The 14995-nt window shown below is 38.3% G+C and carries 12 protein-coding genes; 5 read left to right on the forward strand and 7 right to left on the reverse strand.

What is annotated here, in order from left to right:
• Positions 1 to 50 precede the first annotated feature (50 nt).
• Both cls and uvsE read left to right on the forward strand, forming a co-directional pair.
• Positions 51 to 1253, forward strand: coding sequence for a cardiolipin synthase (gene cls, locus JOC83_RS14505; protein ID WP_239583550.1), 1203 nt, complete (start codon positions 51 to 53; stop codon positions 1251 to 1253).
• A 47-nt stretch (positions 1254 to 1300) separates the two neighbouring features.
• Entirely contained in the window at positions 1301 to 2254 is a 954-nt protein-coding gene (gene uvsE / locus JOC83_RS14510) for a UV DNA damage repair endonuclease UvsE (protein WP_205188103.1), read from the forward strand.
• A 53-nt stretch (positions 2255 to 2307) separates the two neighbouring features.
• Here the strand turns inward: uvsE and argS are convergent, their stop codons facing one another.
• From argS to JOC83_RS14525, 3 genes are all read right to left on the reverse strand, one after another.
• Positions 2308 to 3978: an arginine--tRNA ligase gene (gene argS, locus JOC83_RS14515; RefSeq protein WP_205188104.1), complete on the reverse strand. Its 1671-nt coding sequence runs from the start codon at positions 3976 to 3978 to the stop codon at positions 2308 to 2310.
• 4 nt (positions 3979 to 3982) lie between these two features.
• Entirely contained in the window at positions 3983 to 4414 is a 432-nt protein-coding gene (locus JOC83_RS14520; protein ID WP_205188105.1) for a DUF1934 family protein, read from the reverse strand.
• 99 nt (positions 4415 to 4513) lie between these two features.
• On the reverse strand, positions 4514 to 6556 hold the full coding sequence (locus JOC83_RS14525; RefSeq protein ID WP_205188106.1) for a sigma 54-interacting transcriptional regulator: 2043 nt from the start codon (positions 6554 to 6556) through the stop codon (positions 4514 to 4516).
• Between the two features lie 185 nt (positions 6557 to 6741).
• On the opposite strand from JOC83_RS14525, the gene yfcC reads away from it, so the two are divergent.
• Together yfcC and iadA are read left to right on the forward strand one after the other, a co-directional pair.
• Positions 6742 to 8256, forward strand: coding sequence for a putative basic amino acid antiporter YfcC (gene yfcC, locus JOC83_RS14530; RefSeq protein ID WP_205188107.1), 1515 nt, complete (start codon positions 6742 to 6744; stop codon positions 8254 to 8256).
• Between the two features lie 38 nt (positions 8257 to 8294).
• Entirely contained in the window at positions 8295 to 9464 is a 1170-nt protein-coding gene (gene iadA / locus JOC83_RS14535) for a beta-aspartyl-peptidase (protein ID WP_205188108.1), read from the forward strand.
• Between the two features lie 50 nt (positions 9465 to 9514).
• Here iadA and speB read toward each other — a convergent pair whose 3' ends face one another.
• Positions 9515 to 10390 (reverse strand): agmatinase, encoded by an 876-nt coding sequence (speB, locus tag JOC83_RS14540; RefSeq protein ID WP_205188109.1) that lies wholly within the window; start codon positions 10388 to 10390, stop codon positions 9515 to 9517.
• 89 nt (positions 10391 to 10479) lie between these two features.
• Positions 10480 to 11307: a polyamine aminopropyltransferase gene (gene speE / locus JOC83_RS14545; protein WP_205188110.1), complete on the reverse strand. Its 828-nt coding sequence runs from the start codon at positions 11305 to 11307 to the stop codon at positions 10480 to 10482.
• A 191-nt stretch (positions 11308 to 11498) separates the two neighbouring features.
• Between speE and JOC83_RS14550 the strand changes: the two genes are divergently transcribed.
• Positions 11499 to 13571, forward strand: coding sequence for a transglycosylase domain-containing protein (locus tag JOC83_RS14550; RefSeq protein ID WP_205188111.1), 2073 nt, complete (start codon positions 11499 to 11501; stop codon positions 13569 to 13571).
• A 147-nt stretch (positions 13572 to 13718) separates the two neighbouring features.
• Here JOC83_RS14550 and JOC83_RS14555 read toward each other — a convergent pair whose 3' ends face one another.
• Positions 13719 to 14234 (reverse strand): YwhD family protein, encoded by a 516-nt coding sequence (locus JOC83_RS14555; RefSeq protein ID WP_205188112.1) that lies wholly within the window; start codon positions 14232 to 14234, stop codon positions 13719 to 13721.
• Complete coding sequence (locus JOC83_RS14560) at positions 14231 to 14908, reverse strand: site-2 protease family protein (RefSeq protein ID WP_205188113.1); 678 nt, start codon at positions 14906 to 14908, stop codon at positions 14231 to 14233. Before JOC83_RS14560 ends, JOC83_RS14555 begins: the two co-directional genes overlap by 4 nt.
• Positions 14909 to 14995 lie beyond the last annotated feature (87 nt).

Raw genomic sequence — 14995 nt, forward strand, 5'->3', positions numbered from 1 at the left:
TTCTTGGTAAAGAAGGTGAAACTAATAAAAAGAAAAAGGAGGAGTTCCATTTGCTAGCTATTCTCGTGATCATCTTGCTTCTAATTGTTCTCGTTGCTTGGTTTGCTCTTGATTTCTCACTCGGAAAAAAAGCACACCTTCAAAAGCAAGAAGAACAAACATTTTCAAAAAAACATGCTCACATTCAATTATTTACAAATGGTACTGACCTTTTCAAAGATTTGTTTGCTGCAATCGATCAAGCCACTCACTCCATTCATATTGAGTTTTACATTATAAAAAGAGATAACATAAGTCAGCAATTCCTACAGCTCCTGGAGAAAAAAGCAAGCGAAGGGGTAGAAGTTCGTTTACTGACCGATCGTATTGGGAGTTTAAAAATACGAAAAAAGGCTATTTCTTCTTTAAAGGCTCACGGCGTTCAGTTTTCCTATAGTCAAATACCTAGATTGCCTTTTCTTTTCTATACGCTACATGCAAGAAATCATCGGAAGATTTCTGTCATTGATGGAAAGGTAGGTTATATCGGTGGATTTAATATTGGCCAAGAATATTTAGGACTCGATCCTACCTTGGGAATATGGAAGGATTATCACTTGAAATTAAAAGGATTAGTGGTAAATGACTTACAAAGACAGTTTTTACTTGATTGGAAAGCAACGACAAAAAATAACTTACTTCACGAATCAAGGTATTTTTCTGCTCAACCTGCTGGCACAGAGATGGTTCAGTTAAAATCAACGGAAGGCTATACATTAGAGCGTGATTTCTTAATGCTAATTGAAAAAGCAAAGCATGAGCTTTGTATTGGTACTCCTTATTTTATTCCAAGTGAAAAATTATTTAATGCTTTGTTAGAAGCAATAAAAAGAGGGGTAAAGGTTAATGTATTAATCCCTATGCGGGCAGATCATCCGTTTGTCCGAGACGCTGCTTTTGCTTATATTCCGACTCTTTTAGAAGCTGGCGGATCTGTATACGAGTATTATTATGGATTTTATCACGCCAAGGTCATTATTGTAGATGATGACATTTGTGACATTGGAACCGGTAACTTTGATAAACGCAGTTTGTTTTTAAATCAAGAAGTGAATTGTTATATTTTCGATCAATCTTTTATTAAACAAGCGAAAGAAACGTTTTACAAAAGCTTGATGGAGTCAAAACAGTTACAATTAAAAGATTTGAAAAAACGAAAACTTCTTGATCATGTAAAGCAAGCATTTGCCACACTAATCTCCCCTCTTTTATAAAAAGAAGGAGTCATCCACCTAGTAAAAAGCAAAGAAAGGATTTTTACATGGATATTCGATTTGGCTATGTGTCACACGCATTATCACTATGGGATTGCTCCCCTGCTAAAACACTCACATTTACAAGATGGAGTAAGATGGAACAAGCAGAGCGAACCGAGAAGCTACTTGACGTAACGAGGCAAAATTTACATCATACAAAACGAGCGATACATTTTAACATTGCACATGAAATCCCTCTCTACCGCCTATCATCTTCCCTTGTCCCTCTTGCCACTCATCCTGAGGCAAAGTGGGATTATCTTTCGGCGTTTAAAGATGAATGGAAAGAGCTTGGTGAGCTGATTAAAAAGCATCGCTTACGTGTTAGTCTACATCCAAATCAATTTACCTTATTTACAAGTGATAAAAAGCATATTACTGAAAATGCGGTGATTGATATGGAATACCATTACAATATGTTAGAAGCCATGGGAGTCGCAGATGAAGCGGTTATTAATATTCATGTTGGTGGTGCATACGGGAATAAGCATGCGGCAGTTGAACGTTTCCATCAAAATATTTCTATACTCCCTCCTCCTATCAAACAACGCATGACACTTGAAAATGATGATAAAACCTATACGACGGAAGAAACGCTTGATATTTGTGAACAAGAAAACATCCCTTTGGTTTTTGACTATCACCACCACCAAGCAAACCCGTGCGAGACAGCACTAGAGACGTTACTCCCAAGAGTGTTCTCTACGTGGAAACATACAGGGTTAAAGCCAAAAGTGCATTTATCTTCACCAAAGTCTGATCAGGCTTTTCGTAGTCATGCTGATTACGTCTCTTTTGAATTTATTCACCCATTTTTAGAGCTAGCAAAAGGGGTAAATGAAGACTTTGACGTCATGATTGAAGCGAAATTAAAGGATCAAGCACTTTTAAAGCTGATTGAAGACATTAGCAAAGTACGGGGGGTAAAACGAATTGGCGGTGCGACCATTCGCTATTAAAAAAGATGACCTAGACAGAAGCGATTTAATATCGCTTCTGTTAGGTCATCTTTTTACATCTTCTCTGGAGCTGATACACCAATAAGTTTTAACGCATTTTGTAACGTAATTTGAACTGATTTAATTAGAGCTAAGCGAGCTTTACTCTTCTCAATGTTTTCACTATCTAACACTTTTTCAGCGTTATAGAAGCTGTGAAGAGCTGAAGCAAGATCAAACACATAATTTGTAATGCGGTGTGGAATACGCTTCGTTGCTGCTTCTGCTACAGCTGCTGGGAATTCTCCCACTTTCTTTAACAAATCAATTTCTTTTTCTGCACTAATATGACTTAACACTAAGTCTTTATCAATGGAAATGCCCATTTCTTCACCTTGACGTAAAATGCTACAAATACGAGCATGCGCATATTGTGCATAGTACACTGGGTTTTCATTTGATTGAGATACAGCTAAATCCAAATCAAAGTCCATATGTGTATCACCGCTACGCATTGCAAAGAAATAACGAGTTGCATCTAGTCCTACTTCTTCAATTAGGTCGCGCATCGTAACAGCTTTACCTGTACGTTTACTCATTTTCATTTTTTCACCATTTTGATAAAGCTGTACCATTTGAATGATTTCAACTTCAAGCGTATCTTTTTCATAGCCAAGCGCTTGAATTGCCGCTTTCATACGTGGAATGTAACCATGGTGATCTGCACCCCAAATATTGATTAGCTTATTAAAGCCACGCTTAATTTTATCTTGGTGATAGGCAATATCTGGTGTTAAATACGTGTAAGACCCGTCATTTTTAATTAATACACGATCTTTGTCATCACCAAATGTAGTGGAGCGGAACCACGTTGCTCCTTCTTCTTCAAAAATGTGACCTTGCTCACGTAATGTTGAAAGTGCATCATCAATTTTTCCGTTTTTATAAAGAGATGTTTCTGAATACCACACATCAAATTTCACACGGAACTCTTCTAAATCACGCTTTAACTTTTCCATCTCATACTCTAATCCATATTGACGGAAAAACGCTAAACGCTCTTCTTCTGAAACTTGAATATATTGGTCACCATGTGTGTCGGCAAGCCCTTTACCAATTTTAATGATATCTTCACCATGATATCCGTCTTCTGGCATTGCTTGATCCATTCCTAGCGCTTGCATATAGCGAGCTTCGACCGATTTAGCTAGGTTGTTAATTTGATTTCCTGCATCGTTAATGTAATACTCACGTGACACATCGTAGCCTGCTTTTGCTAATACGTTACAAAGAGAATCACCAACTGCTGCTCCACGTGCATGTCCTAAGTGTAGGTCTCCTGTAGGATTAGCTGAAACAAACTCTACTTGTACTTTTTGACCGTTACCTGTGTTTGTTTCCCCGTATGCTTCACCTGCATCTAAAATAGTTGGTACAAGGTCTGTTAAATACGAATTATTCATATAGAAGTTAATAAATCCTGGTCCAGCAATCTCAATCTTTTCGATTGAAGCTTTCGTTTTATCAAAGTGATTCACTAAATCTTCCGCAATCATACGTGGTGCTTTTTTAGCAACGCGTGCTAATTGCATCGCCATATTTGTTGAGTAATCACCGTGTGACTTATCTTTTGGTGTTTCTAAAATCACATCAGGAATTTCTTCTACTTGTGCAAGACCTGCTTTTAAAACCGCTTGTTTGACTTCTTCTTTTAAATTTAATTGAACTTTCTCCACTATGTTCATGACGTTACGCCTCCTTAAAAGTGATTGTTAACGCATAGTTGCCTGCATAATCACCTTGCATATGCAAATCATATGTCATAAACAATCTACCCTTTTTATTCATTTGTTTATATTCAATGTTATGGGCAAGTGTCTTCATGTCCATACGCCCGAATGGACTGATGTATGTACTTTCTGATAGCTCTCTTTTACGAAACACTTGCTTCATTTTTACAGCACCAGACCTTGTAACACTGACTTCTTGCTCACTAACTTTTACAATCGTCTGAATTTCACCTACTTCTTGCTTTTCTTTATAAGCAAGGTAGATTGTCTCACCTTTTTTATAGTACATTCCCTTCGCGCTCATCGCTGTTGTTTCTTTGCGATGACCATCTCGAATGTCTGTTACGATACGAATTTGAACGGCCTTCTTTTCTGATGAAGCATAATCCACCAAAAGACACTCCTTATTTACATGGTTATAACCTAACTAGTATAAACATTCTAGGACAAGAATTCAACAAGAGGAAAAAGGAAAAACGAGAGTTCATCGTTACCTTTTCTCTTCAAGAGATTGTAGAAATCCAATTCCTTGCAAAGTAATCTTTGTCCCTGATCTCCCTCTTCCCTTTGTAATGAATGAGTGAGATTCAAGTGCGTTTAATCGGTGACGAATTTGTTGGTCAGTAAGAACTTGATCTGTATGCTTCATTTCTTGAGAAATGATTCGTCGACTGGCTGCTTGGCTATTCTCATTGCAACGTTTAATGATGCGAAGGATTAATTCATATTCCTTTCTTTCCATGAGTGTAAGAGACGATTGTTTCACATGAAACACACTGTCCTCTGCTGTCGAGTGCGTAAAAGAAGACCAATTTTTCGGGATATCTTGTAACGTTAATCGCTCACCGTTACACACCGTTAGCATGTAGTCAATTGTGTTCTTTAATTCACGAATATTCCCTTCCCACTTGTGTTGAATGAGCATATCCATGACAGTATGTTCAATGTCCACTGTTTGATTACTTTGATTAATAAAGTGCTCAACTAATAACGGAATATCTGCTTTTCGTTCTACTAAGCTTGGAAGCTGGAGACTGAGAACGTTTAATCGGTAGTAAAGATCTGAACGAAACTCTCCCTTTACAATTTTGGCTTGCAAGTTTTTGTTTGTCGCTGCAACGACTCGCACATTAATGGGAATGAGCTTTTCACCACCTATTCTTCTTACTTCTTTTTCTTGTAAAACACGAAGTAAACGGGCTTGTAAGTTAGGACTAATATCGCCAATTTCATCTAAAAAAATGGTTCCCCCATCAGCTAATTCAAATAATCCTCTTTTTCCTCCTCGTTGTGCACCTGTAAAAGCTCCTTCTTCATAACCAAACAGTTCACTTTCAAGTAACGTCTCTGTAATCGCGCTACAGTTCACAGCTAAAAATGGACCTGTATGCCGAAAAGATGAATGGTGAATTGCATGAGCAAACAACTCTTTTCCGGTTCCTGTCTCTCCTTGAATTAAAACTGGGAGCTCGGACTTGGCAAGCTTTTCACCAATCTTTTTCGTTTCCTTAATCGTTGGGTGGGAACCAATAATATGCGTAAAGTGATATTTAGCAACGAGGCCGCTCTTCAGTTGCTCTTTCTTTACTTTCTTTTCAATCTCAATAGCTTGATTAACATTTTTAATCGTGACAACAATGGCTTTCTCTTGTGACAATTCTAACCTGTGAACAACCACATCGATGCCGTTAATCGTAAATAATCCATCTTCGCCTTGTCTTTGTTGAATAAAGGTTGCTACGTCCTTTTGAACTTTTAATTCATCTATTGATTTGCCTATTGCTTCTTGTTGCGGAATACCAAATACTTTTGCAGCAAACGCATTATACACTGTCACTTCTCGACCTTCATTTAACGCTAAGACCCCTTCATCTACAGCATCTACAACATTTTCTAAATGAAGACGTAATCGTTCTGCTTGCTTTTCAGCATGAAGTAGTTTTTGGTTGAGGTGAATGAAGCTCTGAATATAACGTTGCGATACAACTGTTGACATATGAGTAAGGGCGTAGTGATCGACTAGCTTCAAGATCGTAGATACATCTAAAAGCCGAACACCAATGTCGATTTTATGTGGTATATATTTTGGAATGATAGTCGTTTCCCCAGGTGTAATCGCAATGTCGATGTCGTTATAATATCGTTTATTTGAATCATAAGGGACGTATTGAAGGTGTAGCAATCCAATTTCAAGTAATGTATCAATTAATTCAAGAGCTGTTTCTTTAAAGTCATTGACCACTAATACTTTCTTTCCCTTCTCAAGTTCTAATAGTTTATCTAGTTGCTCATGATTAACTGTACGATTCGCCACAATTACATTAGAGTGAGTAGATAGCATCTCTTTCACTTCTTGTAGAACATGATTCGATGAAAGCAAAATCGTTTCGTCATTCAATTGATTTGGCAGTCCTTCATCTACAGCAAAGCTATGGATGTGTAAAAATTCACCCATCAAATGGTTTAACTGCTTGGTTAATGCCTCTTTGGTTTCAATCGTTCCTGCAATTAATGTCAATGTATACTTTCTCACACCAAACCCCTCCTAATTGGTTTTATTATAACAACCAAAAAGAACTTATTTATAGTCAATCGACAAAAAGATGTCTAAAAAAACTGACAATAGAACTTTTCAATCGATTGGCACACTTCTTGCATGTAATAAAGATAGATAGATAGAGAGAGAGAAGCGTTAAAAAATAGAGAGGGGAAACAAGCATGAAAAACGAAAAGCAAAAACAACCTAAAGCAATTTCAATGCCACACACGTTTGTCATCATCTTTTTCGTGGTATTATTTGCAGCTTTACTAACTTATCTTGTTCCAAAAGGCATGTTCCAAACAGAAGAAATCACGTACTCTGATCAAGGTAATGAAGTAACAAAGACTGTTTTAATTCCAGATAGCTTTGAATATGAAACAGATGAGAGTGGAGAGGCCGTTAAAGAAGGCGTTCGTTTGTTTGAACCTTTTGGAGAGGTCGGAATTTTAAACTATGTATTTGAAGGACTTGTCTCAGGAGATAAATGGGGATCTGCTGTTGGAGTCGTTGCCTTCATTTTAATCATTGGAGGCGCGTTTGGTATCGTTATGCAAACAAAAGCGATTGACCATGGCCTTCTATCGATGATTAATAAAACAAAAGGAAAAGAAATTTTACTTATTCCACTTATGTTCTTTTTATTCTCCCTTGGTGGTGCTGTTTTTGGAATGGGAGAAGAGGCCATTGCATTTGCAATGATTTTAGTTCCAATCGTCATTCGACTTGGCTATGATGCCATTACAGGTGTCATGATTACTTATGTAGCAACACAGATTGGATTTGCTGCTTCGTGGATGAATCCTTTTGGTGTGGCAATTGCTCAAGGTGTGGCAGGTGTGCCCGTTTTATCAGGAGCACCTTTTCGAATCGTCATGTGGATTATCTTTACGGCTGTTGGGGTTGCCTATACAATGTGGTATGCATCGAAAATCCGAAAGGACCCAACAAAATCTCTCGCTTATAGCACGAGTGAATATTTCAAGAAGAAACAAGACTCTGAAGAGCTAAAAGCAGACTTTAAATTAGGGCATGGGTTAGTTGTATTAACGCTTACGTTAGGAATCATTTGGATTGTATGGGGTGTTGTAAAACACGCTTATTATATTCCTGAAATCGCAACACAGTTCTTTATCATTGGATTTGTAGCAGGAATTATCGGTGTTATTTTCAAATTGAATAACATGACTGTAAACAGTATTGCCGAGAGCTTTACGCAAGGAGCAAAAGACTTGTTACCAGCTGCTTTAGTCGTTGGAATGGCGAAGGGAATTGTCTTGATTCTAGGCGGAGATTCACCAGATGCTCCTTCTGTACTTAATACAGTCTTGTATCATGCAGGCGGTTTGACCGATAACATGCCAGCGGCTCTATCTGCTTGGTTTATGTTAGCATTTCAATCCATCTTCAATTTCTTTGTTGTTTCAGGATCAGGGCAAGCAGCTCTTACAATGCCTCTAATGGCGCCATTAGCTGACGTTGCAGGTGTGACACGTCAAGTAGCCGTTCTAGCGTTCCAATTAGGAGACGGACTAACCAATATTATCGTCCCAACATCAGCTGCTTTAATGGGTACACTAGGGGCAGCACGGATCGATTGGGGTACATGGTTTAAGTTTATTTTTAAGTTTCAAATCGTATTGTTCATTCTTTCTAGTATTTTTGTTATTATAGGTGCTTTAATTGCATTCTAAAATGAACATCGCTAATTTCGATAAAGGGAGTTCTAGCTATGCTTGTATTAATTAAAAACGCAGAAATATATAGTCCAGACTATCTTGGAAAAAAAGATGTACTGATTGTTTCCAACAAAATTGGGTATATCCGTGACACCATTCAAATCGATGAAGATTTGGTCACAGAGATCATCGATGCCGAAGGGAAGCTATTATTTCCAGGCTTTATTGACTCACACGTTCATATTATGGGTGGTGGTGGTGAAGGAAGCTACAAAACTCGCACACCTGAAATGATGCTAACAGATGCGACCACTTCCGGCATCACAACGATTGTAGGAGTCATTGGAACAGACGGCACAACACGTACAATGAGCGCTCTCTTAGCAAAAGCACGAGGATTAGAAGAAGAGGGCATCACCTGCTATGTTCATACAGGCAGCTATCAAGTCCCTGTTAAAACCTTAACAGGCAAAATCGAAGATGATTTAATCTTAATCGACAAAATCATTGGTACAGGTGAAATTGCGATTAGTGATCATCGCTCTTCTCAGCCAACAGTAGAGGAAATGGCGAAAATCGCATCTGCAACAAGAATTGGGGGCATGCTTTCTGGGAAGGCTGGCATCGTAAATGTACATTTAGGCGACAGTCATTCTAAGCTATCTCTTCTTGAAGAGGTTGTAGCAACAACAGATATCCCAATTCGCACCTTCCACCCTACCCATATTAACCGTAACCCCTACTTGTTTGAAGCAGGTATTGAGTTTGCAAAAAAAGGGGGCTATGTAGATTTTACGACAAGTACCATTCCTCGCTTTTTAGAAATGGGCGAAGTAAAATGCAGCAAAGGTTTAAAACAAATGCTGGATGCAGGTGTGAGCATTGACCAAATCACCTTCACATCAGATGGGCAAGCAAGCCTTCCTGACTTTGATGAAAACGGCGAGCTGTTAGGTCTTCAAATTGGGAAAGTATCATCTCTTTATCGTGAAGTCAGAGCAGCCATCTTAGAAGAGCACCTACCGATTGAAACGGCGATTCGTGTCATTACATCCAATCCTGCTCACTTGTTAAAGCTTAACCAAAAAGGACGAGTGGAAACAGGCAGAGACGCTGACTTAGTGTTGGTAGATCAGGAAACACTCGAAATTCAGACCGTTTTTGCTAAAGGCGTTTGCATGGTAAACGAAAAAAACATACTTGTTAAAGGGACATTTGAATAGCATAAATAAAAAAGAGGTAAGTGCTTAAAGGCACTTACCTCTTTTTTTGTTTATTTTTGTACCCATCCTAAAATCATTTCACGAATAAGCTTACTAGCTGTATTGGCTGTTTGCTCTGATGGATCGTAAATTGGTGCAACCTCAACTAAGTCTGCTCCCACTACATTTACATCTGAATGTGCAATGGCATGAATCGATGCAAGTAGCTCTTTTGATGTAATACCACCACAGTCAACCGTACCCGTACCAGGTGCATGAGCTGGGTCTAGTACATCAATATCAATTGTGACATAAACAGGACGACCTGCAAGTGTTGGAAGCACTTCTTTCAATGGCTCTAGCACCTCAAATTTTGAGATGTGCATGCCGTTTTCTTTTGCCCATTTAAACTCTTCTTTCATTCCAGAACGAATGCCGAATGAATAAACGTTTTTAGGACCAATTAATTCAGCGACTTTACGAATTGGTGTTGAATGAGATAGAGGCTCTCCTTCATACTCTTCGCGTAAATCTGTATGAGCATCCATATGAATGATTGCTAAATCTGGATACTTCTTATACATTGCTTTCATAACTGGCCATGATACTAAATGCTCTCCGCCCATTCCTAATGGAAACTTCCCTGCATCTAATAATTGATCAATGTATTCCTCAATCATGTCTAAGCTGCGCTGTGGATTTCCAAACGGTAATGGAATATCACCTGCGTCAAAATATTTTACTTCCTCTAGCTCGCGGTCTAAATAAGCACTATACTCTTCTAAACCAATTGATACTTCACGAATACGAGTAGGACCAAAACGAGAGCCTGGACGATAACTTACGGTCCAGTCCATTGGCATACCGTATAAAACGGCTTCACTTTCTTCAAAACTTGGATGACTTTTAATGAACACATTGCCTGAATAAGCTTCATCAAAACGCATGGTCGAATCCTCCCTGTATATGAGATGAACACGAAACATGACAGAAGCGTCTTCACCTACTCCTGTCATGTTTCATCATCAATCATTTCTTATTTAATTAAATCAGACACAAACTTCGGTAATGCAAAGCAAGCTTTGTGTAGCTCTGGTGTATAGTATTTTGTTTCAATGTCAAAGAAGCGATCACTGCTTACTTCTAATGGATCATGCTTTTTAGAACCAATTGTGAATGTCCACATTCCACTTGGATATGTCGGGATGTTTGCAATGTATAGACGCGTAATTGGGAAAATTTCTTTCACATCACGTTGTACATTCGTAATAAGCTCTGGTGTGAACCAAGGGTTATCTGTTTGTGCAACAAAAATACCGTCTTCTTTTAATGCTTTTGAAATCCCTGCATAGAAGCCTTTTGTGAATAAGTTTACAGCTGGTCCAACAGGCTCTGTTGAATCAACCATAATGACATCATACACGTTTTCACTTTTTGCAATGTGCATAAAGCCGTCATCTACTTTTACTTCTACACGTGGATCTTCTAACTTGCCTGCGATTTCTGGTAAGTATTGCTTTGAGTACTCAATAACCTTTCCATCAATTTCAACAAGTGTCGCTTTTTTCACGCTTGGGTGCTTTAACACTTCACGGATAACACCGCCGTCTCCGCCTCCTACTACAAGAACGTTTTCAGGATTTGGGTGTGTAAATAAAGGCACATGTGCAACCATTTCATGATACACAAACTCATCTTTTTGAGTCGTCATAACCATGCCATCTAACACTAACATGTTGCCAAACTCTTCTGTTTCAATCATATCTAATTTTTGAAACTCTGTTTGCTCTGTATGTAAAGTACGTTTAATTTTCGCCGTAATACCAAAGTTCTTCGTTTGTTTCTCAGTGAACCATAATTCCATTTATGTTCTTCCCTTCTATTTTGTATTAAATCTATCCATAGATTACCCTAACACAATTTATACAAACATGAAAAAAGTATAGAGGAATCTAGCAAAAATGCAAGTGAATTTTTAATATTTATTTCATACGTTTAAAAAAATAGTTTCCATTTCATACTGTTAAAGAGTGAATAATAGGGCGGTGAAAATTGATGGAAGCTGTACGAATAGAGCAACTTAAACGAGCACGTAAGTATTTGCGCATGATATTTGTCATAGCATTTATCCTATTAATCTTTTCTCTTTTCATCATTGCGAGCATAGTCATTTACGCTAAAATACAAGGCCCTCCACCTCTCACTGTTCCTCAGACTGTTATTTTTTATACTGATGATGGAGACAACGTTCTTGATGAAGTCCACCACGGTGAGAAACGCTATTGGGTTAGTCTAGGTGACATTTCTCCTTTTCTTTTGCAGGCCACCTTATCTGTTGAAGATAAAAGGTTTTACCAACATCACGGGTTTGATTACAAGCGAATTGCAGGTGCATTACTAGCGGACATAAAAGCCATGTCTAAAGTACAAGGAGCTAGTACGATCACCCAGCAATATGCACGAAATTTATTTTTAGAGCACGACAAAACATGGAAGCGAAAAATGGAAGAAGCCTTCTACACTATTCGTCTAGAAGCTAATTACGATAAAAATCGCATTTTAGAAGGCTATTTAAATACGATTTACTATGGACATGGTGCATACGGCATTGAAGCCGCTTCAAGAGCGTATTTTGGAAAGTCAGCCAGCAATTTAACATTAAGTGAAGCCACGTTACTAGCCGGTATACCAAAGGGGCCTAGCTATTATTCTCCTCTCCTTCATTTTGATAATGCCAAAAAAAGACAACAAATTATCTTAAACATGATGGTTGAAGATGAATTTATTTCAAAAGAGCTAGCTCATACAACGCACAAAGAGAACGTCACGTTTACTTCTGCCTCCGTTGAGCATAAAGAAGCAGACGCTCCTTACTTTCTAGCTGCCGCGATGGTGCAGTTAAAGGATGAACTTCACATTGATGAGCAGATGATTCAAACAAAAGGGTTAAGAGTATACACAACGTTAGACGCGACACTACAAAAGATTGCAGAAGAAAAGATGGATGAAACGATTTCGGCACAATCTTCTATTCAAGCTGCTTTTGTAGCGATGAATCCTAAAAATGGTGAAGTAAAGGCGCTCATTGGAGGACGAGATTACACTGAAAGTCCTTTTAACCGAGCAACACAAGCTGTTCGGCAGCCTGGATCAACAATGAAACCACTTTTATATTACGCTGCCCTAGAAGATGGCTTTACCCCTTCTACGGTTATGAGAAGTGAGCGTACAACGTTCACATTTGATGATGGGGCATCAACTTATACACCTAGTAATTTTAATCATTACTATGCAAAAGGACCAATTACGCTCGCGCAAGCCATCGCTCTTTCTGACAACGTTTATGCGGTGAAAACCCATTTGTTTATCGGGCAACATCGCTTAGTGGAAACAGCTAAAAAGATGGGAATCACGACACCGTTAAAACGTGTCCCATCTCTTGCACTAGGAACATCTCCTGTAAAAGTGATTGAGATGGTCAATGCTTATAGCATACTGGCCAATGGAGGCGCTGAAGTAAAGCCAACGTTCATTAGAAAAGTGGAAACATATGATGGAGAGTTGCTTTATGAGGCAGAGAGCGAAAAGAAGCAAGTTCTTGATGAAGGGCTTGCATCTGTTGCGACCCATTTAATGACAGGAATGTTTAGCGAAAGCTTAAATGGTTATACGACCATTACTGGCAAACCAATTTTAAAATACATTTCCCGTCCTTATGCTGGAAAATCTGGTTCAACCTCCACTGATAGTTGGATGATTGGTTATTCTCCAGAGTTAGTATCAGGTGTGTGGACAGGCTATGACAAAGGAAAATCCATTGATTCTGTGCCAGAGCGATCCTATGCGAAGAAGATGTGGGTTACGTTTATGGAAGAAGCGTTAAGAAAGCAACCTATCTCTTCGTTTGAACAGCCGAAAGAAGTCAAAAAGGTTAAAATAAATCCAGAAAATGGATTATTAGCTACGGACGCTTGCCCTGTAAAGCATACTGCCTATTATATGAGTGGAACAGAACCGACAGAGCAGTGTACAGACCATTTGTACAACAGCTCTGAATCAGCACCAACGAAAGAGAAAACCCAAGAGAAGACAAAATGGTATAAAAAATGGTTACCATGGTTTAATTAGAAAAGCCGAAGGGATAAATCCCTTCGGCTTTTCTAGTGTCCTAGTTCTATAAAATATCCATAATTATTTTAAGTTTACTTATTTTGTGAGAAAACCTCAAGTAGCTAAAAGAAAAACGTCACAATTTAGACAAATTTTATCCACTTTTTATTGATTGAGGAGACCTTCTTTTAATTTCACATCAGATGCTTCCCACATCTCAGGGTTATGTCCTTTTAAGAATTCTCTTAATGTATGCTTAGATGTCTCATCCATATGATCGACCATAATGTAACGCTTCAATGATTTGTCCATCTTATTTACATGCTCCGGTAAAGACTTATAGCCTCGACGAATTTCACGATCCACAGTCATTTCACAAGCCGTTACACCTGCATAATAAGGGCCTGTTTCTTTACGGTCAATTGTCACCCATACAAGCCAATATAATTTACCGTTTGGCACGTCTTCTTTATTGGGAAGAAATTTAATTCCTTTTTCTACAACACTACGTGCATGCATTGCTCCAATATCAACAAATGCTTCTTTTTCTGTTGGATCCACAAATACAGGAGAAATGTTATCTAAGCTTAACGCCCCTACGCCAAATCCTCCATGTCCATCTGTTGGATCATTTTTAATAATATTAAAACCGATATTTTTCTTTTTAGGTTGATCTGTCATAATAATCCTCCTATCGTCAGCTGTATAATTGGATGTAACAAGCTATCAAAAATGCGTATAAAAAACTCCACACCTATATTATAAATAGGGGCAATGACATAGTCACTTAGTGGCGTAATGGCAATAATAAGAAACATAAGAATTCCCCAAGATTCATACTGCGTCATCTTGGCGCGAATGTCATTAGGCATTAAATCTTCCAAAATGCGGTATCCGTCTAGAGGTGGGAATGGTAATAGATTAAAGAGAAATAAAACAACATTAATTACGATAAACAGATTAAAGAACTCATATAACCACTCACTTGTCCCTGTATCAACACCAAAGCGGATACACAAATACCAGATAACCATACCTAAAAACGCCAATATCAAATTGCTAATAGGCCCTGCTATGGATACTAAAATACCTGCCAAACGTGGATTTTTAAAATAGAACCGGTTCACAGGAACAGGACGTGCCCAACCGAATCCTGCAATAATAATTAAAAGCGTTCCAAATGGATCTAAATGAGACAAGGGAGAAAGTGTCAATCTACCCTGGTTCTTAGCCGTTGGATCACCAAACTTATAAGCCACATATGCATGTGCAAATTCATGCACAGTAAACGCAATCAACAACGTTACGACTACATAAGGGATAGTTGAAAGAGGAAAAGCTAAAAATTGTTCCACATCGCAACTCCTTTATTTTTGTTTTCACCGTACGACAAGTATACTATAGATGTATGTATGAAACACTTTCTGTCATCGTGTTTTTTA

It is taken from the genome of Priestia iocasae (assembly GCF_016909075.1).
Taxonomy (GTDB): Bacteria; Bacillota; Bacilli; order Bacillales; family Bacillaceae_H; genus Priestia; species Priestia iocasae.

Coding starts and splice junctions, on each gene's coding strand:
- uvsE (WP_205188103.1), top strand. CDS start 1,301: ATGGATATTCGATTTGGCTATGTGTCACACGCATTATCACTATGGGAT.
- argS (WP_205188104.1), bottom strand. CDS start 3,978: ATGAACATAGTGGAGAAAGTTCAATTAAATTTAAAAGAAGAAGTCAAA.
- yfcC (WP_205188107.1), top strand. CDS start 6,742: ATGAAAAACGAAAAGCAAAAACAACCTAAAGCAATTTCAATGCCACAC.
- iadA (WP_205188108.1), top strand. CDS start 8,295: ATGCTTGTATTAATTAAAAACGCAGAAATATATAGTCCAGACTATCTT.
- speB (WP_205188109.1), bottom strand. CDS start 10,390: ATGCGTTTTGATGAAGCTTATTCAGGCAATGTGTTCATTAAAAGTCAT.
- speE (WP_205188110.1), bottom strand. CDS start 11,307: ATGGAATTATGGTTCACTGAGAAACAAACGAAGAACTTTGGTATTACG.
- JOC83_RS14550 (WP_205188111.1), top strand. CDS start 11,499: ATGGAAGCTGTACGAATAGAGCAACTTAAACGAGCACGTAAGTATTTG.
- JOC83_RS14555 (WP_205188112.1), bottom strand. CDS start 14,234: ATGACAGATCAACCTAAAAAGAAAAATATCGGTTTTAATATTATTAAA.